At 36.3% G+C, this 22,883-nt stretch carries 15 protein-coding genes; 1 reads left to right on the forward strand and 14 read right to left on the reverse strand.

Annotated elements, in window-relative coordinates; translation table 11 throughout:
- Window positions 1-15: 15 nt before the first annotated feature.
- From RNZ46_RS01105 to RNZ46_RS01160, 12 genes are all read right to left on the reverse strand, one after another.
- Window positions 16-1,518, reverse strand: coding sequence for a parallel beta-helix domain-containing protein (locus tag RNZ46_RS01105; protein ID WP_316983549.1), 1,503 nt, complete (start codon window positions 1,516-1,518; stop codon window positions 16-18).
- A 23-nt stretch (window positions 1,519-1,541) separates the two neighbouring features.
- Window positions 1,542-2,732, reverse strand: a complete 1,191-nt coding sequence (locus tag RNZ46_RS01110) for a cytochrome-c peroxidase (RefSeq protein ID WP_316983550.1) — start codon at window positions 2,730-2,732, stop codon at window positions 1,542-1,544.
- 7 nt (window positions 2,733-2,739) lie between these two features.
- Entirely contained in the window at window positions 2,740-3,387 is a 648-nt protein-coding gene (locus RNZ46_RS01115) for a TetR/AcrR family transcriptional regulator (RefSeq protein WP_316983551.1), read from the reverse strand.
- 190 nt (window positions 3,388-3,577) lie between these two features.
- Window positions 3,578-6,175: a beta-mannosidase gene (locus tag RNZ46_RS01120; protein ID WP_316983552.1), complete on the reverse strand. Its 2,598-nt coding sequence runs from the start codon at window positions 6,173-6,175 to the stop codon at window positions 3,578-3,580.
- A 70-nt stretch (window positions 6,176-6,245) separates the two neighbouring features.
- Window positions 6,246-7,115: an alkaline phosphatase family protein gene (locus tag RNZ46_RS01125; protein WP_316983553.1), complete on the reverse strand. Its 870-nt coding sequence runs from the start codon at window positions 7,113-7,115 to the stop codon at window positions 6,246-6,248.
- 19 nt (window positions 7,116-7,134) lie between these two features.
- The gene (locus RNZ46_RS01130; protein WP_316983554.1) at window positions 7,135-9,495 is read right to left on the reverse strand and encodes a glycoside hydrolase family 95 protein; all 2,361 of its coding nucleotides are present in this window, start codon (window positions 9,493-9,495) and stop codon (window positions 7,135-7,137) included.
- A 24-nt stretch (window positions 9,496-9,519) separates the two neighbouring features.
- Window positions 9,520-11,406 carry a right-handed parallel beta-helix repeat-containing protein gene (locus RNZ46_RS01135; protein WP_316983555.1) on the reverse strand — a complete coding sequence of 629 codons (1,887 nt, stop codon included), beginning with the start codon at window positions 11,404-11,406 and terminating at the stop codon, window positions 9,520-9,522.
- Between the two features lie 18 nt (window positions 11,407-11,424).
- Complete coding sequence (locus RNZ46_RS01140; RefSeq protein ID WP_316983556.1) at window positions 11,425-12,495, reverse strand: endonuclease/exonuclease/phosphatase family protein; 1,071 nt, start codon at window positions 12,493-12,495, stop codon at window positions 11,425-11,427.
- On the reverse strand, window positions 12,492-13,859 hold the full coding sequence (locus RNZ46_RS01145; protein ID WP_316983557.1) for a xylulokinase: 1,368 nt from the start codon (window positions 13,857-13,859) through the stop codon (window positions 12,492-12,494). Before RNZ46_RS01145 ends, RNZ46_RS01140 begins: the two co-directional genes overlap by 4 nt.
- A gap of 138 nt (window positions 13,860-13,997) precedes the next feature.
- Window positions 13,998-14,840, reverse strand: a complete 843-nt coding sequence (locus RNZ46_RS01150) for a hypothetical protein (RefSeq protein ID WP_316983558.1) — start codon at window positions 14,838-14,840, stop codon at window positions 13,998-14,000.
- Between the two features lie 19 nt (window positions 14,841-14,859).
- Window positions 14,860-16,326, reverse strand: coding sequence for a SusD/RagB family nutrient-binding outer membrane lipoprotein (locus RNZ46_RS01155; protein WP_316983559.1), 1,467 nt, complete (start codon window positions 16,324-16,326; stop codon window positions 14,860-14,862).
- Between the two features lie 14 nt (window positions 16,327-16,340).
- On the reverse strand, window positions 16,341-19,475 hold the full coding sequence (locus RNZ46_RS01160) for a SusC/RagA family TonB-linked outer membrane protein (protein WP_316983560.1): 3,135 nt from the start codon (window positions 19,473-19,475) through the stop codon (window positions 16,341-16,343).
- 156 nt (window positions 19,476-19,631) lie between these two features.
- Between RNZ46_RS01160 and RNZ46_RS01165 the strand changes: the two genes are divergently transcribed.
- A complete protein-coding gene (locus RNZ46_RS01165) occupies window positions 19,632-20,243 on the forward strand; it encodes a TetR family transcriptional regulator (protein ID WP_316983561.1) in 612 nt (203 codons plus the stop codon).
- A 6-nt stretch (window positions 20,244-20,249) separates the two neighbouring features.
- On the opposite strand, the gene RNZ46_RS01170 is transcribed toward RNZ46_RS01165, so the two are convergent.
- Both RNZ46_RS01170 and RNZ46_RS01175 read right to left on the reverse strand, forming a co-directional pair.
- The gene (locus RNZ46_RS01170) at window positions 20,250-20,495 is read right to left on the reverse strand and encodes a CBU_0592 family membrane protein (RefSeq protein ID WP_316983562.1); all 246 of its coding nucleotides are present in this window, start codon (window positions 20,493-20,495) and stop codon (window positions 20,250-20,252) included.
- Between the two features lie 335 nt (window positions 20,496-20,830).
- The gene (locus tag RNZ46_RS01175) at window positions 20,831-22,870 is read right to left on the reverse strand and encodes a family 20 glycosylhydrolase (protein WP_316983563.1); all 2,040 of its coding nucleotides are present in this window, start codon (window positions 22,868-22,870) and stop codon (window positions 20,831-20,833) included.
- Between the last annotated feature and the right edge of the window lie 13 nt (window positions 22,871-22,883).

Here is a 22,883-nt window from a genome sequence, read left to right on the forward strand (position 1 = left end):
TTTAATTAGTTACTATTAATTTGTCATTTTTAATATATATTGTGCAACAGCCATTTTAGCCTCTTCAGATAAATAATCTTGTGGTGGCATTTCAGGATAATCTTCTCTAAGGTTTAGTGGGTTGGTTATATAGTCTACAATACCCTGAGGGTTATTGTGATATATGGCCTTAATAATTTTAGTGTCAACACCAATTAATCTTGTACCAAAGGCATGGCATCCAGCACAAACACCATAGTAGGTAAGCTCTCCCAACTCATGCTCGGAAACTGATCTTGGTGGAACCGGAGCATCCAACATAAATGTTGTTATATTTTTTGTATCTGTTATTTGAGCAACGCCGTAATCGCCTAAACCAAAAGTTCGGTACTTGTTTTTGTCTCTAATTGTACTTCCTGTTCCTCCGCCATAGGCAAAAATATCAGGCCCTTTGGTATCCATTTGTGTTAGCATTATGGCCTTTATTTCTCCTGTTGGATTGTTACCATTATCAAACATGATGTTATCTAAAATAACAACTCTATCTGGATTCCCTTCTGAATTGGGATCGTTAGCCTTTGGGGCACCCGTAGCTAAATCAACAATGGTTATTCCAGTGTTGTCATTGCCCGTTATAATATTGTTTTCAATAATTACGTCATCGGCCGCCATAATAAGAATGCCCGTTCCTGGAGGTATCCCAGCTACTGTAGAGCCTGGGGCTCCAAAATTTTCATGGTTGTTATTTACCACGAAGTTATTTCTGAATATAACATCAAATGTGGTTTTAATGGGCAGTCCCGGGGTTACAAAAGCCAAAAGACCACCGGTATTATTATGAGCATAATTATTCTCGACCAAACAATGTCTGGAATTTTCAATTTCAATGCCGGCTACATTATCAAACACCTCATTATGAAGCACATCCACATTATCACACATACCCACGTATATAGCCGCATCGGCAATTTTACTCAGTACATTGTGCTCTATTAACCCGTTTTTGCCATATTGCGGAAAGATGCCATAAACACCTGTATCGATAATCCAATTGTTTCGGATTATAAAATTATTTCCGGCCTGCCCCATTACACCATTGCCCTTATAGTTTATAATTTTAAAATTCTCTATTAATATTCCATTTCCAGAATATAAGAACGCATCATTTATTTCCTTTTTACCATCTAATGTTGGCCATTCGCCTTTTACAACAACGCCTTGTAAACTAATATTATCTTTGTCTATGTATACATTCTCCGAATAAGTACCGGGAAAAACACGTATTAAATCCCCTGGATTAGCGGCTTTAACCGCTTCTTGTATAGAGCCTCCTTTTTTAACTTCAATGATGTTTCCTGTAAAACCTTCTTTTTGGGCAACTTGTGTTGTATCGCTAGAAAGCCCTACATTTCTATATTTTAATGTTGAAGGAATAGGAACAGTTTCGCTAGTGCTAGATGATAGGAATGTTTTCCCTAAGTAAACGCCAATGGCCAATAATAGGATTCCGCCAATAATTTTTAGTAATGCTGATTTCATAGTTTTAATAGTGTTGAAATTGGTTAAATAGAAACTTTAAGACCAGAAGGCAATTTCTCTGGTATTTTAGGTGTAAAAGATTCATCGGTTAAAGTTTTTAAGAAATCTACGAGTCGGTCCATCTCATAATCACTTAATTGAGGCTCCCAGATGTGCCAATGAATAATAAGGTTTTCATTATCGGGTACGGCATGACCTCTACCATCTGTATAGAATTGCACCGCTTCGCGAAGCGTAGCAAACTTACCGGAATGCATATAAGGTGCGGTTTTTTCTATATTTCTAAGGCTTGGTACTTTAAAGGCGCCTCTTAAAGTTTTATCGTTAAAAGGTATTTCTGCACCAGGGTCTAAGGGCAATCCATCTGGTTCTGGCGTACCTATAACGGCAAGCTGTTGGTTAGTGAAAAGCGGAGGCGTATGGCATTCTGCACATCGGGCCACAAAAGACCGAAAGACGTTCATTCCTTCAATTTCCTTACTATTTAATGCCTCGTGGAATCCATGGGCATAACGATCATATCTACTATTCAATGAAACCAAAGACGATTGAAACGCTGCGAGAGCAGTAAAAACCTCATTGAGTTTTATGGCTTCTTTTTTACCTCTTTCTGGATAGGCTTCTGCAAATAATTGCCTGTAATTATCAATATTATTAAGTGTACTAAGTAAATTTTCAGGTGTGTTTGCCATTTCTACTTCAGAAAACAACGGGCCTTCCAATTGCTCTTCTAAACTTGTAGCACGACCATCCCAAAAAAGGCGATTAAGGTAGCCCACATTCCAAAGCGTTGGCGCTCCCCTATCCAGTTTTTTATTGTTTTTACCAATACTGGTAGCTAAGCCATCACTAAAACCTTTATCGGGTACATGGCAAGTAGCACAAGACATAGTGCCGTCGCCAGATAATACGGGGTCGAAAAACAAATACCTTCCTAAATCTATTTCTTGAGGTGTAAAACCATCGCGTACTTTTGGCAGGCCTGTTTGAAGTCCACCAACACCTTTGTTGTTTGGAGAATCGTATTGTTGATAAAAATTTTTGGAAACACATTCATTATTTTCATTAAGCATAAATCCAGGTGGACAATTGCTATTCAATATCGTGATGTCGCTATAATTGGCAGATTTATTTGAAATAAAGAAATACATCAATAAGCCACATAATAACAGGCCGAATACACTGGATTTTATGATTGTGTTTTTATTTTTCATTCATACTTTAACTATCAAGACATATAAATTTGAAATAACTTTCAAATACACTTTCGTAGTTTTGAAGCAACATGGGTCCAACATTATCTTTGGCAGTTGATTGGTGGATTGCTATGCCCTCTATCATGCCAATAATTTGATAACTTATTACTTCAGGGTTTAATTCTTTTTTAACCTCTTTGTTTTGAATGCCTTCAATAACCAAATTCTCTATTAACGCTCTATACGCCATTGAGGTTGCTTTAAACTGCTTTCTTATTTGCGGAAAACTTTCACATTCCAATTGAAAAAGATACAAGCTGTTTATAGGGTATTTTACTCCACTTTTCCCCATAGACTCCACCATTTCAAAAAGGCTGACACCCAACCTATACACTTTTTTTATACGCTGTTTGAATGTGATGCCATCAAATATGGATTTATCAATATCCAAGGCTTTAAAGAAGTACTGATTTAAAACCTCAAACAATATTCCTTCCTTACTTTCAAAGTGATGGTAAATACCGCCTTTTGATAAATTACTAGCTTCCATGATGTCCTTTATGGAAACCGATTGATAACCTTTTTTTAGAAAAAGTCCGTAGGCCGTTTTTAAAATGACTTCTTTATTTGGGATTTTCTTTTTATTACTTTTCTGATTTGAATTCACATTCATATAAGTTATAAAATGGATTATTTTTACTCAATTCACAATAAAAAACCGACGGGTCGGTTTGTAAATATATAAAAATATTTATATAAACCTAACAATTTGCTAAATGGAATTAGCATTTCTCAAGTAAAATCCAATAAAAGCTTCTAAAAGGTTATTTTAATACAACAATACCAAATGTATTAAAAGGGGTTTAATATGTATCGAATAAAGACGTTATTTCAACTTTAGATTTATCAATACCTAGGGTTTCAAAACTTATTGTTTTATCCATATTTGGTAATAAATCGAAATAATTATCCGATAATTTTAAAGACGTTCCGTTAAGCGTAATAAATACATCTTTAACCAAAGTTTTTGACCTCAAAGTAAGTTGTGTTTTTCCATCTTTGGAAATACTGAATGTTTTAATTATTTCTGGTTTCACCAGTTTTAAATCTTTTGGTTCAAAAAAATAAGTAATGTTCTCTGAAACTATTTTATTTTTAATAATAAGCTCAGAAAGCAATACAACCTCTTCCTTCTGATGCCCTTTTATCAGAATAGCTATTTCAGCAGTGTGATGCAGAGTACTGGTGTTGGGCTGAATGTTAATATTATTTTTGGTTGAACTTATTATTTTTCCATTAAAATCCATAGCCGTTATTTTCAATACCGCTTTTTGGGTTTTTAATTTATCGGAAACCACATAAAACTCAACTTTAGTATCGGTTACTTTTGGAGAAACGTGAATAGGCTCAAACGCTTTTTTGGCCATGTATTGTTGCGCTTTCCAGTTATTATAGTAGTCCATACTCGACCAACTGGCCACAGGCCAGCAATCGTTCATCTGCCAATAAAGAGACCCCATGCAAAAGGGCATATTTCTTCGATGTGCTTCAATTGCTTCTTTAATTCCTTTAGCTTGCAATAGTTGGCTCACATATAAAAACGATTCAAAATCTTTAGGGTCTTTGTAGTGTGACTCCATATATTGCTTTATACGTAAATTCCCAATACCACTGCGTTGATGGGCGGCCATAACTTCAGATTCGATGTCCCAATCCGATGGAACGGTGTATTTTTTGACCGTTGAAAATTCTGGAAATGACTGAAAACCGTACTCGCTCATAAATCTTGGAATATATTTATTGAACTCAGAAAATGGATGCTGTTTATGCCAAACTCCCCAGTAATGGTTATCGCCAGATCTCGTTTCATCTGTAGCTACCTGTTCGGGTCCTGCCGAAGGCGAAGACTTCCAGTAATCTATCGCATCGGTTTCAGCAGAAACGACTTTTGGAAGAATATCATGAAATATGGTTTCGTAAGCCGCCCAAATTTTGTTTTGTTGTGCTCTTGGATACGATTTTCTCCAACCGCCCCAACCTCGCGTATGGTCGTATTCAGACCAGGCAACTTCAATTTCATTATTGCCACACCATAACACAATGGACGGATGATTTCGCAATCGCTGCACATTATCAATGGCTTCTTGTTTTATGCTTTCTTGCAGTTCTGGGGTATCCGGATACATGCTGCATGCAAACATAAAATCTTGCCAAACCATAATACCTTTTTCATCACAAAGCTCATAAAACTCATCGTTTTCATAAATACCGCCACCCCAAACACGAAGCATATTCATATTGGATTCAACGGCTGAATTTATCACCGTTTTATAATCTTCTAAAGTAACTCTTGGAAGAAAAAGATCGTTAGGAATATAATTGGCGCCTTTACCAAAAACTGGAATGCCGTTCACCTCAAAATAGAAACTTCTTCCATTTTTATCGGCATCTTCTTTTTGAATTAGTTTTGCGGTTCTAACTCCGGTTTTGGTTTCTTTTGTATCAATTAAAGTATTATTTAAATAAAGCTCTTGTGTTACGGTATATAAATGAGCTTCGCCCAAACCTACTGGCCACCACAATTTTGGATTTTTAATGTTGAAATTAGATTTTATTTCTTGTTCGCCCTCTTGAAGCACAGTATCGTTTTCGGCTACTTTTTTACCATTTAATTTTGTGATAAGTTTATAATTACCCTCGGTTGATAAATTGATGGTTGCCGTAGCTGCTATTTGAGCCGTATTGTCTTTGATGCTTTGTGTTACCACATAACTATCCTCTATTTGAGCGGTGTCCCAAGCGTTGATTTCAATGGGACGCCATATCCCGGAAGTAACAAATCGTGGTCCCCAGTCCCAACCGTAATGATAGCCCGCTTTTCTGGTGTGCACACTTACTCTGTTTTTACCTAATCCACCGTTTTCAGATTGATCGTTATTGGCGGGTAATGGCAATCCGAATTTTTCGTAAAGCTCCAATCCTTTTGTAATTGGAGAATGAAAAACAATATGCAATTCGTTTTTACCGCTTTTAAGAAATTGTTTGGCATCAACTTTCCAGGTTCTAAACATATTATCTGCCGATAGTATTTTTGAATTATTCAAATACACATCGGCATAGGTATCCAAACCATTAAAAATGATTTCAATATTTTGTTTATTAAATAGCGCTTCGTCAAGATTAAAGGTTGTTTTATACTCCCAATCTACTTTATCTATCCATTGCAAATCCTTTTCGTTGGTGCGGTAATACGGATCTTCAATAATTTGATTATGTAACAAATCGGTGTGGACCGTTCCCGGAACCGTAGCCGAAAGCCACTCGCCAATATTGGACTGACGAAACTGCCAATCAGAATTTATTTCAACCTTATTTAGTGCATTGATATTAATATTAGTCATTACGATGGATATAAAAAATGTAATTAAAATGTTAATGGTTTTCTTAGTTATTCTTTTCATGTTGTGCTATTGTCGAGTTATTATTACTTTTTGTCATGTTGCGGCACCTTCCTCGTTTCTAAAAACCATGTTACTTTAGTCCAGATACGTTGCCGTCCAAATTCCACGCTTCTTTTAAATCAATGTTTAAATGTTTAAGTGCCGTTACCGCCACATCAATAACATAAACTTGTTTTTTAATTTCACCTTTCTCAACATCTTTTCCCGAAGCTATATAAAATATGGTTGTATGTTCCGGAATGGCCTTTCCGTGATTTGTGCCACTTCCACCATGATCGGTTGATACTAAAATGAGCCAGTTTTCGTTAGCATAATTTTTTCTTTTTTGAAGAGCTTTGACTATTCTGCCGATTTTTTTGTCGGTTTTTTCAATAGACTTGATGTATTTCGAATTGTCAATCGCATACCCATATTTATGTCCTGCATGATCGACATTGTCCAAATGCACAAACATCACGTCAACATCTTCATTTTTAAGTGTTTTAACCACGCTTTTGGTTACCAAACCATCGGTTGGCTTATGTTTTACAACCGTGGCATCATTGTATTGAAGAATTTTATGAACTGGTGACCAATTGGCTATGGAATAGGTACGTAAATCCGGTTGTTGTTGCTTGGCCAAATTAAAGAAATGGGGGTATTCTTTAATGTTCGGGTTTAAATATTGATTGCCCATTACTTTATGTTTATCCTTCCAAACACCAGTAAGCATCCCCGTCCAACACACACCGCTCCAACTTAAATCATCAGTTTTTGCTTTAAATGAATAGGCTCCGTTTTTCCACAAATTATCTAAATGAGGTGTTTTGGCAGCCAACAAAGCATCCGGACGACACCCATCAATTCCTAAAATAAGGACTTTGTTTTGCGCTTTAATTTCGGAGAATGAAAACGCGATGGTTAATGTTAAAAAAACGTAGTATTTTAATTGTAATTTCATTTGACTTGTGATTATTTTTCTAATTTTTATTTGAAAACTCGTAAATACCATCGGCATTTAATTGAAATGTAATGACGCTGTTATTTACTTTAAGTTTAGACGATTGATTGGGTTTGCCCTTAATTTTAGAATTAATAACATGCCCATCTTTCCACTGGATATCAACCTCAAAACCGCCGCGAGCCTTTAACCCTTTTATCTCTCCTTGTTGCCATGCATCGGGTAATGCGGGCAGCAATTCGATAATTCCCGATTGCGACTGTAGCAGCATTTCTACCATGCCTGCAGCACCGCCCATATTACCATCCAGTTGAAATGGCGGATGTGCACATAGTAAATTGGCATAGGTTCCACCGGCTGTAGACATCTCAACCTTGGTGCTGGAAACCGGTTTTAATAAATTTCTCAACATTTTATGCGCCCGATTGCCATCGTTTAAACGTGCCCAAAAGTTTAATTTCCAAGCGCGCGACCAACCTGTACCACTATCACCACGAGCATTTAATGTTATTCTGGCAGCTTCGGCCAACTTGGGTGTATGCGTGGTGGATATTTGATTTCCGGGATGCAACGCAAATAAATGTGAAATATGGCGGTGTTTATTGTTGGGGTCATCCACATCTTCGGCCCATTCCTGTAGCTGTCCCCACGACCCTATTTGAGGTGGTAAAATAGCAGCTTTGGTTTGTATGGCCTTTTTTGTGAAATCATCATTTATACCTAAAACCTCAGCGGCCTTTATGCAGTTGTTGAGTATATCCCAAGCGATTTGATGATCCATTGAGGCCCCTTTTGAAATTCCACCATGTTCGGGCGAATACGATGGCTTAGAAACCAATTTACCGTTTTCGTCCTTTGTAAGGTAATCGATCCAAAACCATGCGGCCTCTTTCATTACGGGATACGCCCGTGTTCTTAAAAATTCTTCGTCTTGTGTAAAATCAAAATGATCCCAAAGATGTTGGGAAAACCATGCAGCCCCACCGGGAAAGAATCCCCAAGGAATCCCCCACCCTGGCGATGTGTAACCATAGGCATTGGTCATGGTATTTGTCATCCATCCTCGGGTGTTAAAAAATTCTTTAGCTGTAAGTTTCCCAGGTTCCACCAGACTTTCTATAAAATCTAAAAATGGCACGTGGCATTCTGATAAATTGGTTAATTCTGCCGGCCAATAAATCATTTCTAAATTGATATTGCTGTGGTAATCTGCAGCCCATGGTGGATTGGTTGAGTTATTCCATTTACCTTGCAAGTGCATGGACATACTGTTTGGACGACTTGCCGAAATCATTAAATAACGTGCGTATTGAAAGTACAGACTTTCCAAACTAGCATCTTCCAACCCGTTAAAATAAGCTTGTAATCTTTTGTTTGTGGGAACAGCAGGTTGTGCGCTTTTACCTAAATTTAAACTTACACGATGAAATAAATTTGAATAATCTTGAACATGTTCCCTTTTTAAATCATCAAAAGATTTTCTTGCTAATTCTTGTAATTTTTTTTCATTATCAGCTTTATAATCGTTCCCTTTATAGCTGGGATAGGTTAAGGTATAGGCCGTTGATGATGTATTTAATATCACAACATTTTTAGCTGCCTTTATCAACAGGATACCATCTTTATACGTTATGGTTCCGTCAGATAATTTTAACGACAATTTAGTTTCGAATGGCATTCCGTTATCGGCAACTTTCCCTTCAAAAGTATAAACGCCATCTTTAAAATTTTGAGCTATCAACACATGCGGACTTTTAAACCGAATTTCATAATCGGTTTTAACAGAACTTTCAAAACGATAAACCATAACATTGCTCGGATAATTACCAAAATAAGTGCGTCTGTAATTTTTATTACCAATATTATATTCAACTTTCCCCAACGCTCTACTAATATCAAGGCTTCGCTTATAGTTTGAAACTTCTCCCGAATGCCCAACTTTTACATAGATATCGCCCATGGTTTGTTGAGCACCGTAATCGCCAAAATCAGCATTGTATTGTTTTCCTGTTTGTATGATTCCTGTAAATTCAGACTTTGTCATTTTATCAGCCTCATGGAGCTTTCCTTCTTCTAAAAGTTTTCTAACCTTTGGCAAAAAACTATGGGCGTTTTTTCTGATACCAAAATTGTACTCCGGATTAGAATCGGGTCCACCAGACCAAAGGGTACCTTCAGAAAATTGAATATGCTCTTCTTGTATTCCTCCAAAAAACATGGCACCCACATAACCATTCCCGATGGGTAATGCTTCGGTCATCCAATTGCTCGCTGGTTCGTTATACCAAAGCTCTAGTGATGTGTTTTCTTGAGAAAAGGCACACACCGTCATTAAAATAAGATAGTTACTTATGGCTAGTTTTGTTATAAATATTTTCATTTACCTTTTATAATTAATATCGTGCTACTTCTTGTTTTTTACCGTGATGTTGTTATTCGTCATATTTTTTATTTCTATGAAATCAAATACACCATGGTTTGTTTTATTCAATTCTACAAATACATCTTTACACTGTTGAAAATAAAATGAAGGTTTGTTGCCTTTTAGATGACGTAAAATGTTTGAGGACACAATTTTGTTATTTTTAAATATTAATCCTTTTGCGCTTTTCGCCCTTAAGATAGGGGTGTCAAATATCTTAAACAAATTGTTCTCAACTACAATATTTTCATGAACAAAATAGTTGGGTATTTCTTTATGATTTTCTGGCCAAATATTAATCACATAACTATTTGGAGAGAGATTGTAGCCACATTCAATAAATTGATTTCCTTTTATGGTAACATCTCTTACAGCACCCGATTCATACCAACTTGAAGCATCATTCGCTATTAAAATGGCATGCATTCCGGTTCTGTAAAAAACATTATTCTCTATAATGCTTTTTCTTCGTGTTGTTAATAATACACCTCGCGTGTTTGTACCCGAAAAATAATTATTTTTAATTAATACCGAAGGTGTCCATGTTATATTTTCAACCACATCACCTATTTTAAAACCTACGGGCAAATTATTATCCAAGGTTATTTGCAGCTCTCTATCACTTATTTTTGAGACCTTTTTTACAATACCAACACCGTAATTTTGCAAACTTTTAGGCTTTACAAAATTTAAAGTATCACCCTTAAAAAAAGCATCAAAGCCATAAGTTTGATGATGCATAAACTTTAGATTGATTTTATTGTTAGCTATTTTCTCAATCACTTTTAAGTGTGTTCCATGAATATTTACAGCATCATCATGAGCTCCAGAAGTGGTACAATTTTTAATAGTTATCTGCCCTTTACAGCCTGAAAAATGAAAACTATCAGCAAACGCTGCAATCTTTCTGCCCGTTTCTTTCCGAGGCTTAACTTTAACCCCGTCGTAAGTAATATTTTCCGAAAACTGGCTTACAATACCCATGCCATGCATATAATGCATATTAACATTTTTTAATTCGATATTCTTGCTATACCCAATAAAGCCACCAACTTGATCTCTAATAGGGTCTCTAACCGTTAACACTTGTCCTTTTTTATAATTGGATTCTGTGAAATCGCCTTTAAAAACAACCTTAAAAGGAGCAATCCTTTTTGCTTGACTGTTTAACAACGGACTAAAATCACTATAATAAGCCGTAGATAATTTAGGGTCTATAGCGATGGTGTGGTGCTTATTAAGATGCCAGTTTTTACCATAAAAATCGATTTGACCATTGGAGATATCAAACGTTGAACTCGGATTAACACTTGCAGTAATGCTATGGTTTGAGATTTTTTCAAGTTTAAGCTCAGACATTGTGGGCCGCTTATAATCAAAACTGATATTCTGCATTTTTACGCCGTTACAATTAACAAAAGCAAAATTGGTTGTTTTACCGTGCAATACGAACAGAGCACCGTTTCCTTCAATAGTAATGTCGTTAAATTCTTCAAGTAACAAGGCTATAGTTTTTGTTTTTGAAGGGCATTCGATTTCACTGGATGTGTTTGAAATAAAATAATCGCGTTTTGGTGAATGCTCTGGCCAAATATCGTATCTACCCTTTTGAAACTCAATAGTTACATTTGTATATTTAGACGCCTCATTTATCAAATTATTAAGCTTTGGCGCCATGTCCTTTAAAGTATTGGGAATAACACCAAACTTTTCGGCCTTAATAATTGTTTTATTAAAGTTTAACGTTGATGATAATTTTAAACGGTTTGTGGTTTTTGCGCCTGCCGAAACAAAACCTAAAAGCAAGCATATACAGAATATCCAAGATTTTATATTATTTTTCCCAAAGCCATTTGTATCCTTAATCATTTCTGTTTTTTTTAGATTTTATTCAAACTTTAATGTTGCCATGACTGCTTTATGGTCTGAGGGCCATTCCAAAGTATTTGCCATAAAATTTTCTTCGGCGGTGAAAGTAGACACCAATTCATTATAGGCATAGGATGCTTTTGGGCCAACCATAGTGGCCGATGTGGTTTTTATACCTTGACCTTTGTAGAAGATAAAATCAATTCGGTCCCGTTCATCCGAAAGTGGCGTCCAACTTGTTGAATCCTTGCCGTGTACTTTTGATGGCCACGTGATTCCCGGCTGTGTAAGTTCATCGGGGTAGAAATTTCTATAGGCATCAATAAATCCTTTTTGATAGAGCGCATAAGTACTTGGCCAGTTAATAACCACACCGCTGTGGTCAAAGCGATTTGCTGCTTTTGCGGTCCAATCCAAGTGTGATGGCTCATTAAAATCACCCATTAAAATTACGGGGTTGGTCTCGTTTTTTACGGCGTTTAAAAACGCAGCGATTTGTTCGTCCCGTGTCGATTTTTTGTTATATGCCAAAATTTCGTCAACATTGGTCACTGGCGATTTATTGCCATTTTCATCTTTTATAAGATTCCAATTTGGAGTACCGCCGTAGTATCCGCGAGGTAAATAGCAAGCGTATCCCGTATAATCCAAATGTGCCGCTGCTACCACAAGTATTTTGGTCTCTAATTTTACAGTGTACTTTACCACAGAGCCTTCGCCATCGTAAACAACTTCAGAGGCCGTTATGGGATATTTACTTATTAACGACACATCACCGCCAGCAAATTTGCCAAAATAATCAATGCCTTTGTCTTTTAGTTTTTGAATAATTTTTGCAGTCCAATCTTCATCGTTGTAATTTCTAACTTCGGTAAAGCTCACAATATCCGGATTGGTAGTTAAAATAACATCCCTTATTTTATCCAGCCCATTGGCAACCATAGTGCCTTCTTGCCAAATATTAAAGGTCATTACTTTTAGCTCTGTAGGCTGTGTTGCTTTATCTTCATCTGCTTTCTTTTTGTTTTCTATGCTGTGACAAGATAAACAAACAAGCGCTGTAAATATTACTAATATGTATCGACTCATAAATGATTTTTTAAAATAATTTTCAATTCATTTTTCCAATGTTGGTAGGCTTCCACATAGGGTTCTCTGTTTTTTAATAACTCAAAGGTTTGGGCATGATCGTTTTCATAAATGATGTCTTGGTATTTTTTAAAATCACCAAGGTTCAAGCTACAGGCTCGGGCAGCATTTACTGCCATATCGGTATTGTAAGTCGTAATTTTCAATTCGACTAACGAAGTTAAGGTATTTACAAATACTTCCGATTGAAATAACATATCGTTTACCGCATTAATGGTGTGGAATTCAGTTTTGTTGGTTTTTAAATTTTCAATACCATAAACCATGGCAAATGCGATACCTTCTAAAGTTGCTCGAAACAAATGTGCTTTTGAATGATTTTTTAAATTTACACCTTTAATAACAGTTCCAATATTAATATTTTTTAGCATCTGTTCTTTTCCATTTCCAAAAGGAAAAACGGTAACGCCTTCTGCTCCAATTGAAATTTCAGAAGCTTTACGATTCATGATTTCATAAGAGTTTTCCTTAAACTGTTTTTTCAACCATTCGTACTTCAAATATCCGCCCTTGAAAATCATCGATTTCCCGATTGGTAATTCATGGTCAATTTTTAAATTTTGATTAGGGTTAGATGCGTTGGTTAAAGCATAAATTCGTGTTGGCGATTGCGTTGATATGGCAATTTCGCCGTGATTTAAAACATTTATGGCAAGTGCTGTACTTGCTTGATGCGCTGCCCTGAACAGTATGGGTGTACCAACGGGTATGCCGGTGTCTTGAGACGCAGACGGTGTAACCAGTCCGTGATTTTTAAAATTTTCGACAACCGTGGGTATCATGCTTTTTTTAATCTGATAGCGGTGCAATGCACTTTTATCCCACGTGTCCTTGTCACAATGCCATAAGCCCAATGTGACCAACCCATCTTTAGTGGTAGAAATAGTATGGGTAAATTTATAGGCAATAAAATCTCCGAGCAAAATAATTTTATCAATTTGATGGTACTTATTTTGATCGTTCTCCGACAACCACTTGATATCCGAAAGCGATAAGCTTTTAAAAGCTACCAATTGTTTTGTTTTTTGATGCGATAAATTAAAAAGAGCTAACACCTCTGAATCATAGGAAATTCCAATTCCAGAAATCTTATCCGTATCAATTTTTGAATCCTTTATCAGATTTTTAATTGCCGAACAAACCACGAGCCAAAACCCTTCATCATCAAAACCATCCTTTTCATTTTCAAATGATTTTATACCCTTTGAAGGAGCTTCAAACGTATTTACTTTTATACCCGAATGCACATTGGCCAAAGCAACTTTTATGGTTGAATTTGTTATGTTCAGGCCTAAGTAATACATTTTTGTCTTTCTTTAAAAGGATTAAAAAATGGATTCATATTGATTTTTTTGTTTTGTAAATAGGCACATAAAAAAGGGGAAGAAGAAAAACTAACAATCTTCTTCCCCAAAACATAACACTATTTAAAAACTCAATTCTTATGGAAGTTTAAATTCATTGGTGATGGTGTACCAATACACCCAGTCGCCTCCAGACTCATAAACCACATCGTATTCTACGTTAACTGTTCCGGAGCACACATCGTAAGTACCTTCTCCTACTTGACTAAAGGCATATACATACCCATCGTTATCGGTTCCGCCAACTTGTTGCTCGAATGTGGCGCTCCCCTTTGTAGCTCCTTCGGCTACAGGTGTTAAAGTGATATCCACTTTAGCATTTGGGAAAGGCCCATAGGCAATTAAATCACCCTGAAAGGTCACCACGTCTCCATTAACACTGCCCACAACCGTGAACGTGCCAAAAGGAGTTTCATTTTGAACATTTGTATTGTTAAAAACATCGGTGGTCGAGCTACACTCGTCATCAGCAATGTTCACTCTTATAAATGCTTTTGTTGGACTGTCCAACCCTAACCCGATATTCAGGTTAGGGTTGCTCGTACTTTCAATATAAATATCGACACTTCTATCTTCCAAACTACCCGATACATTATCGATAGTGCTTATAAATAAAGGCTCAGAGGTGTAACTCCCTTTCTCTATCAATAAGGTTTTGGTTGACAAGGTATAGTCTACACCTTCGGTCGCATTGTTTTCAACAACCGAAAGGTTAACGGTAATATCTTCTTTGGGTTCGTAGCCCAATAAATCAATTACAATGGATTCTGGTGATACACTGGCATCAAATTCGTTTATGGTTACCGATTCGGCTTGAAACGCAATAAACTCATATACGGGATCTGTAACACTATCGTCGCTGCTGCATGACACAACTGCAACCAAGGATAGCAGTAAGATGAACGATTTAATATTTTTCATTGTTTATATATTTATGTTTTTATTCATTTTTAAGTAACCACATGTCGCCGTTTACAGTATCTCCATTAGGGTATTGACTGTTTATTGCGGCTTCAAGGTTTTCTCTGTTTGACTGAATTTCACTTTCTGGATACATCCATCGTTTTGGGATGTTGCCGTCATTTAAAATGCCTGGTCCATCGGTAGAAAATTCTGGGAATCCGGTTCTTCTTTGGTTGTAAAATGCTTCCCAACCCGAGTTCATAAAAAATGACAAATATTTCTGTGTTATAATCATTTCAATGCCTTGAGATGCGTTGTAAACAATTTGTGGGTTTGCCAAGTACGTGTCGATAGCAGCGCTGTCTATATTATAAAACTGCATAGAAGCGCGAATTCCATTTTGGTAATGCTCACTCGCATCTCCGCTAGTCCATCCTCTGGCTGCCGCTTCTGCCAATATAAACTGCACCTCGGCATAACCAATGGCTATACTTGGCTCGTTTACGGGATCATTATAATATCGTTCTGCAATCAATGAACCTTCGCCTTGAGACACTCTAGCAGAATTTGCCGATGCCAAATCGCTTCCGGGTAAACCGCCATAGGCATTAAAATCATCTTCAGGAAGATTTGCACCATTTTCTTCGCGTTGAGCAAAGGCAAAAAGTCTTGGATCTTCTCTGTCTTTAAGATGATTTATAAACGATTCGTCCATGTAATAATTCGTTTTAATTTGATTGGAATTAAAATATGGATACTCGTTACCATCTAAATCATAATATGGCAATGCAGTATTATCATCATTTGATGTAAATATGGGATATTGACTCGGATTATTCACAATGGCATTAAACCTGCTTACCACACCAACGTTAAAATTACCCTCTTTTTTTGACAATGACATTAAAATACGCAAACTCAATGCGTTTACCGCTTTACGCCATTTTGATAAATCACCGCCGTAAATTAGGTCGCCACTAATGGTTCCGGTTTCACTAGATAACAAGGTGTTTGCTTCGTCCAATTCATCAAGAATACCAATATAAATATCTTCTTGCTTATCGTATTTTGCTGTAAAAATGGGCTCATCGGCACTCCCTTTAAGTGCTTCGCTATACGGCACATCGCCAAAGGTTCGGGTAAGGTCCGTCATAAAATAAGATCTGAAAAATTTACCCAAGGCAGCGTAAGCTGTTTTTCCAGCCAAAGTAGCTTCCTCTTCCATTTTCAAAACTTGTCTTAAATTGTTGTAAGTGCCAAATCCACTACGCTGCCAACCATATAGTTGATACGTGTTATTATGCTCTACATTTACCATTTGCCTACTTGCAAAGGCAGCATCTGTTGATACAATATTGAATGCACTAATTTGAATTCCTGTTAAAAGCAAACTAGGGTCGCCTTTTGTTGTTCTATTGGGATCGTTTTGAAAATCATCAAAATTTGTACAGCTTCCTAATGTAATAAGTAATATTAAGCTGTATAAGAGTTTTATATTTTTCATCTTTTGTATTTTTTTTAGAATGACACGTTCAAGTTAAACCCGATGTTTCTTGTTGAAGGGGTTTGAAGATTATCAAAACCTGAATCTGGATCAACATTTGGTAAATCGGACCATAAAGCTAAATTTCTTCCCACAAATGAAATAGCTGCTTTGTCAATATTTAATGCGCTAGTATATTTCTGTGGAATATTATAAGTAAGCGTAATCTCCCTTAACTTTAAGAACGATTGACTGTAATAATGGTCTAAAACGGCATTGCTCGTATTTTTGTTCCAAGAAATGTAGTTGATTTTTGTTGTGTTTGGTGCGTACACACGTGTATCATTGGTAATGTTTCCATAAATATCGTATTCCACATCACCGCCAACAACCACAACACCTGGACCAATAAAAGAATCTACGCCATTATTGGCCGCTTCTCTATGTTCGTTTACGGTTCCGGGGTGCGTGCCACTCCACCACATTTTTTGATTGGTAGTGGAGTAAATAAGACCTCCAAGTCTACCATCAAAAGCAACGTTTAAACTAAAATCTTTATAGGTAAAAGTGTTTTGAAAACCATACACCCAATTAGCATCTGAATATCCTCTTCTTCTTGAAAAGGTATCGTTTAACGGAAATCCATTAGAACCATATATTAACTGTCCACCCGGTGTTTTTAAGTACGGTGTAGAATATATTTGATCGGTTCTAGAACCAACTTTTATATTTCCAATACGATCGGAACCATCGTAAACACTTTCCAATGTTCTGTGGCTACTACTCCAGTTGGTGGCAATATCCCATCTAAAATCATCCGATTTTATTGGGGTTCCCGCTAATATAAATTCAACACCTGTTCTTGCGTATTCGTTTCCGTTAATTAATCGAGAACCAAATCCGGAGGTTATCGAAATGGGCACGGTAACAATGTTATTGGTTTCTTTGATGCTGTAATAGGTGGCATCAAGTTTTAATCTGCTCTTAAAAAACCTGATATCCAAACCTACCTCATAAGTATCAGAAGTTTCAGGGTTAATATCGTCGTTTAATAAAGTGCTCGGATAGTTTAATGAAGAGTTATTGTTCCAACTTATCCCGTTGTTATATGCGGTTAAGTGAGAATAGGTTGCTCCTGTTCTACCGTCTGATACATTGGCCCAAGAACCTCTAAGTTTTACAAATGAAATCGGGTCTCCAAAATCAACTAAATCTGAAATTACTGCTGAAAAAGAAACCGATGGATAAAAGAAATTGTTGTTTTTTACCGGTAAGGTGGACACCCAGTCCTGTCTGCCCGTAATACCTAAGTAAAACGCCCGTAAAAACTCAACATCCAAAGTAGTGTAAATACTATTAACCAACTCTTTACCATACCAATTTGAGCCCTTTAATGGGTTGATTGAATTTGCTGTATTGTAATAATCGGGAATAGTTAAACCATCTGTACGTAAAGACAGGTTTCTATTATCCCAATACCGCGTTGAAGCCCCAACACTTGCATTAAATTTAAGATCTTCATTTATTTCTTTTGAATACGATGCAATAAGATCGACATTTAATGAAAAAGCAGTCGAGCTGTTTAAGAAATAATCGCCCTTTGATAAGGAACCATAGCCTATAATACTTTGCGGTTCTTTCCAGTCTCTATTGGTTGTAGACGAGTTAAATCCTGTCCTAAAATTAACCGTAAAATCCTCAGTGGGGTCGTAATTAATGTTTAAGTTTCCATAGGTATTGTCTTTGTAGTAACCTTGTAAAGCTTCGTAAGCAATAAAATAAGGGTTATTATACCAAGAGGTATTAAAGTGTTTTTGCTGCACACCTTCTTGACCTTCGGCCCAGTAATCTCTTAAATCCCGTACATCTACATCAACACCAGTCCACAATACCAAGTTGTACAATTGGTTGTGAGGCCCATATCCTGTTTGTGGAAAGTTTTTAGTGTATTGTTTATTATACGTTAATGAGGCATCAACTTTTAGTTTATCGGTTAGGTTATACCCCCCTGAAACTCCAAATGATGAATTGTTAAGTCCCGTATTTGGCGCAACGCCTTTTTGATAAATATGAGATGTTGTAACCCTAAAATTACCTTTATCGTTTCCGCCACTAACAGCAATGTTATTTGTGTAAATCAGTCCGGTATCAAAGAAATTTTTAACATTGTCTTTTCCTCTTGATATAAATGGAATTGGAATACGATTTCCCGTATTGGGGTCGATCGGACTGTTATACTGAACAACCTCGTTAAAGCCACTTGGTGTTGATGGATCTAATTGGTCTAATTTTGGACCCCAAATCCAACCGCCACCTTCGGTACCGCCGCCGCCGCCATTAACGTAAGCATACGATCCGTTATCACCGTTACCATATGTAGTTTGAACTTTTGGAATACGAATATAACTGGGCTGAAACATAGCACTTGTGTTGTAATCTACTCTTGTAACGCCATTTTCTCCGCGTTTTGTGGTAATCATTAAAGCACCACTTCTACCAATCGATCCATAAAGTGCCGATGCCGTGGCACCTTTTAATACACTGATTTCTGCAATATCATCGGCGTTTAATTTCCAGTAATCGTTGTCGGTACTAGGAATACCATCAATTACAATTAACGGCGTACCGCCTCTTAAAGATATGCTTGGGTCGGCAAATAAATCGGTACTGTTTCTAATGGTTAAACCAGCAACTTTACCAGTTAAAGAGTTAACTACATTAGGCTCTCGCGCTTTAACCATAGATTCACCCTTAACCTCTTGAACAGCGTATCCTAAAGATTTTGTTTCTTTTTTTATACCTAGAGCCGTTACTACAACCTCATCGAGTTGAGCCGCATCTTCAATTAATTCGATGGTAAAAAAATTGGTGTCGCCCACGATAATTTCCTGGGTAACAAACCCGATATAGGAAATAACCAAAACAGATTGTTTAGATGGGACCGTGAGTGAAAAGTTTCCATCAAAATCGGTAGCATCGCCAATGGCTGTTCCTTTAACAACAATATTTACACCTGGAATGGGTTGCTTCGAATTCGAGTCGGTAACTTTTCCTTTAACTTCTATTTCCTGTGCCCAACAGGTAATAGTAAATGCGAAAAAAAACAGCAACGAGAACAGTTTTTGATTTTTTTTCTTCCGAAAAGGAAAACTAAGTAAAGTTTGTTTCATAATAATTTGAATTGTTTAGTTTGTATTGTTTAACAACATTTGTTGCATTTTTCGCAAAGAATCACAACAAACGTTCGGCTAATATAAAAATTAAATTAAATAAACGTTCAATCAATTTATTTTTTTTCAAAAAAAATTTATGCTTATATTCGTGGCATGGGTAGAAAAAGCTTAAAGAAAACGAGGCAAAAAGAGATTGTTTCGGCGTTTTACAATGTAGCCAAAAGAGAAGGTTTAGAAAATGCATCGATTGCAAAGGTGGCTAAAGAAATGGGAGTAAATCCTAGTTTGATAATTCATTACTTCACTTCAAAAGAAGAGCTTATTTTTGGTTTAATTAATTTTATTCTGGAAAGTTACAGGTTTATATACCTCGCCGAAGAGGAGCAGCTAAATAGCAGAGAACGGCTTATTAAAGTTGTGGATAATTTGTTTTCAAGAGAGTGGAATGCCCTTTTTGATGACGGTGTATTTTACAGTTGTTTCAGTTTAATATTTAGAAGCCAAAGAATTAAAACCGAATTTAAAGAACTCCACAATCATTTAAGACAATTATTATCCGAAGTTATAGAGGCCGCAAAAAAGGACGGGCATCTACTAATTGAAAATTCCAAACAAACAGCCGATCTTATTTTTATTATGGTTGAAGGCGTGTATTACTATTTATCTTTATTTGATGATGAAACTGTTTATAACGAGAAATTGGTTGAATACAAAAAAGCTGCTTTCGATATTTTAAAGCTGAACACTACCGTAGAACTCAACTAAATAAAACTACTTACTTTTAGCTCTAACGATACTGATAATCGCAATTACCCCGATACACATCCAAACAAAATTTAATATAAAATTAGGATCGTCGTCAATTTTGTACGAATTAACCATGAGGCAAATAGCTCCTAAAACATTCATTAATTGGTAAGGAGTTTCGTCTGCTTCAATCTTTTTAAAACTCAATAATAGATAAGCGAAAATAAACAACAAGGCTCCAAACCAGCCAATAATCTCAAATATATTCAACTTAAAAATTTAGTGTTAGCAAAAACAAATGTAATTAATATCTTTTATTTATGCTTCTGAGTTATTTTGACTTTAAAGTATCTAGAATTTATATGTTCACAATACTTTGGATTGTACCAATTTCAAAAAAGATTAAATCCAAAACCTTAGAACGGTCACCATCATAATTTAATACCCACAACCCTACTCTACCGGTATTATTGGAATGACTAAATCGAATTATTTTTGGCTTTTATGTTGCTAGCAACAAACGCTTCAATAAAGAGTTGTGCATTAAAGGTATCACAGTGCCATTATAAAAAACACTTCTTAACAGATAATTCGATTATTACAGACTATCTTTTTTCAGGGCTAAATCGTAACCCAGTCATATCCGTTGGAATAAATGTAAACATCCAATTTTGATAGGCTGTAGCTCGAGGTATTTTAACAAAAACCGTATTCCACCCTTTATTTAATTGTATTTTGCTCGGTGTTCTGGTCCAATAAAAATCTTGTTTTTCCCAAGGAATTTCTTGATCAACTTTAGAACCCCAACCTGTTTGTTTAGAAGGTTTCCAACCGGCATTCTCCCATAAAGGTGGTTCAACAGGCTTGTTATTTACCCAAATATTACCTCCTGCCTGATCCCAAGAACCAATTTCTGGAACACCTAAGTGTATTTTATTTGCTCGTAATGCGGTTTCAAAACCTATCATTGCCTCAATTTCACGATTCTTATCCGAATGAATATAAGTCGTGGCATAAACGGCTTGTCCAACTTTAGCCTCTATAAAGTGGCCATTTTTCATCCAACGTTCTTTCATTACAATTGTATTTCCAACGGCTTTTTTCCATGTCAAAATGGTGTCACCGTATCTATAGGATGTCTTCATTTCTTTCAATATTTCATCGCCATCATTTTTATTAAAAGGCCCTATAAGTTTCCATTCTTTATCACTTTGTCGGAAATATGGAAACGGCTCATTTGCAAAATATTTCTTTTTATGAAACAATAAAATGTCTTCAAAAGCACTGTAATAATTATATGCCTCGGTTCCTTTTAACGGCATTTTAGCATAATATTCCGGATAGCCTTTTTCTAAATCTGCCGTCCACGTTGTCCAAGCATAAGTTAACATTGACGGATAAACCGGGTTTTGCTCAAATGCTTCAGATTCGTGTTTTAAGTTTACATCGGGCCAAAAACAAAGGGTACCGCCAATAACGTTATTTACCGAAGGAAATCCGATAGGCCTAAAAAACAGCCTTTGTATTTGCATCATGGGTTCTGCACCATTTACATAATTACTCCATGAATCTATTTCTCTGTAATTGCCCGGTTTTACATCGTCGGCCACCCATGTTTGGCGAATAACATCGTCATCGGCCTCTAATCCGGGGTGCCAAATAATTACCTCCCGATTAGCATCTTTACAGATTTTTACCATGGCCGCGATAAATCCTTTAGGGTTAGGAATTTTTACTTCATCAGAGCCAATGTGGATTATCGGGCAATCTTCTTGTGGGATTTCAGTAAAAAACTCATTTAAAACACCTTCTAAAATGGCCATACCTTTTTCAGATTCCATCTTCACGCCCATAGAGGTAACAAAAGAATCGCTATGCCCGGGCATATCAATTTCCGGAATGACCTGGATATGTCTTTCTTTAGCATATTTAAAAATTTCTCGTATTTCATCGTAGGTATAATACATTCCCGGATCTCTGGTCTGGCGATGGTTATTGCTATACGTTAATTCAGGATATAATTTGCTTTCTATTCTCCAAGCGGGCCTATCGGTTAAATGCCAGTGAAATGTGTTAAGCTTATATTTTGCCATAATATCCAGTTGCTTTTTAAGGCTAGACATGCTTTGGTAATTCCTTCCAACATCAATCATATAACCGCGAAGCGCATGTTTAGGCCAATCTGAAATATCCACAAAAGGCACTTGAGCATTAGCGATTAACTGGCGTAAGGTTTGCAATGCATAAAAATTTCCACTTTCTGTTGATGAAGTGATGGTGATTCCTTTTTTTGTGGCTTTTAATGTATAGCCTTCATCTTTAATTTTTTTATCGTTTTTAAAGATTATAAAAGCGGAAGCGTTTGCCGATACTTTTACATTGTTGGCACTTAATATAGATTTTAATTCTGATAGTAATGCAGCCGTATTTTGATTACTTATTTCTTTTGAATCAATGGTAACTTCCGATACATTCAAATAACCATCTTGCCATTTGTATTCTTGCGGAAAGGGAATGAGTTTAACGGGTGCATTTTTTAAATGTGCAACGGTAAATTTTGACTCGAAATGGGGTGTATTTTGACTACTGAGATTTGAACAGATTAAAAAAATCAACAATTGAAATAACCGACTTATAATTTTCATTATTTTATATAAT

Origin of the sequence: Hwangdonia lutea (genome assembly GCF_032814565.1) — a bacterium.
Classification (GTDB): Bacteria; Bacteroidota; Bacteroidia; order Flavobacteriales; family Flavobacteriaceae; genus Hwangdonia; species Hwangdonia lutea.

Coding starts and splice junctions, on each gene's coding strand:
- RNZ46_RS01140 (WP_316983556.1), bottom strand. CDS start 12,495: ATGAGTCGATACATATTAGTAATATTTACAGCGCTTGTTTGTTTATCT.
- RNZ46_RS01155 (WP_316983559.1), bottom strand. CDS start 16,326: ATGAAAAATATAAAACTCTTATACAGCTTAATATTACTTATTACATTA.
- RNZ46_RS01130 (WP_316983554.1), bottom strand. CDS start 9,495: ATGAAAATATTTATAACAAAACTAGCCATAAGTAACTATCTTATTTTA.
- RNZ46_RS01135 (WP_316983555.1), bottom strand. CDS start 11,406: ATGATTAAGGATACAAATGGCTTTGGGAAAAATAATATAAAATCTTGG.
- RNZ46_RS01175 (WP_316983563.1), bottom strand. CDS start 22,870: ATGAAAATTATAAGTCGGTTATTTCAATTGTTGATTTTTTTAATCTGT.
- RNZ46_RS01165 (WP_316983561.1), top strand. CDS start 19,632: ATGGGTAGAAAAAGCTTAAAGAAAACGAGGCAAAAAGAGATTGTTTCG.
- RNZ46_RS01125 (WP_316983553.1), bottom strand. CDS start 7,115: ATGAAATTACAATTAAAATACTACGTTTTTTTAACATTAACCATCGCG.
- RNZ46_RS01110 (WP_316983550.1), bottom strand. CDS start 2,732: ATGAAAAATAAAAACACAATCATAAAATCCAGTGTATTCGGCCTGTTA.
- RNZ46_RS01150 (WP_316983558.1), bottom strand. CDS start 14,840: ATGAAAAATATTAAATCGTTCATCTTACTGCTATCCTTGGTTGCAGTT.
- RNZ46_RS01120 (WP_316983552.1), bottom strand. CDS start 6,175: ATGAAAAGAATAACTAAGAAAACCATTAACATTTTAATTACATTTTTT.
- RNZ46_RS01160 (WP_316983560.1), bottom strand. CDS start 19,475: ATGAAACAAACTTTACTTAGTTTTCCTTTTCGGAAGAAAAAAAATCAA.
- RNZ46_RS01105 (WP_316983549.1), bottom strand. CDS start 1,518: ATGAAATCAGCATTACTAAAAATTATTGGCGGAATCCTATTATTGGCC.
- RNZ46_RS01145 (WP_316983557.1), bottom strand. CDS start 13,859: ATGTATTACTTAGGCCTGAACATAACAAATTCAACCATAAAAGTTGCT.
- RNZ46_RS01115 (WP_316983551.1), bottom strand. CDS start 3,387: ATGAATGTGAATTCAAATCAGAAAAGTAATAAAAAGAAAATCCCAAAT.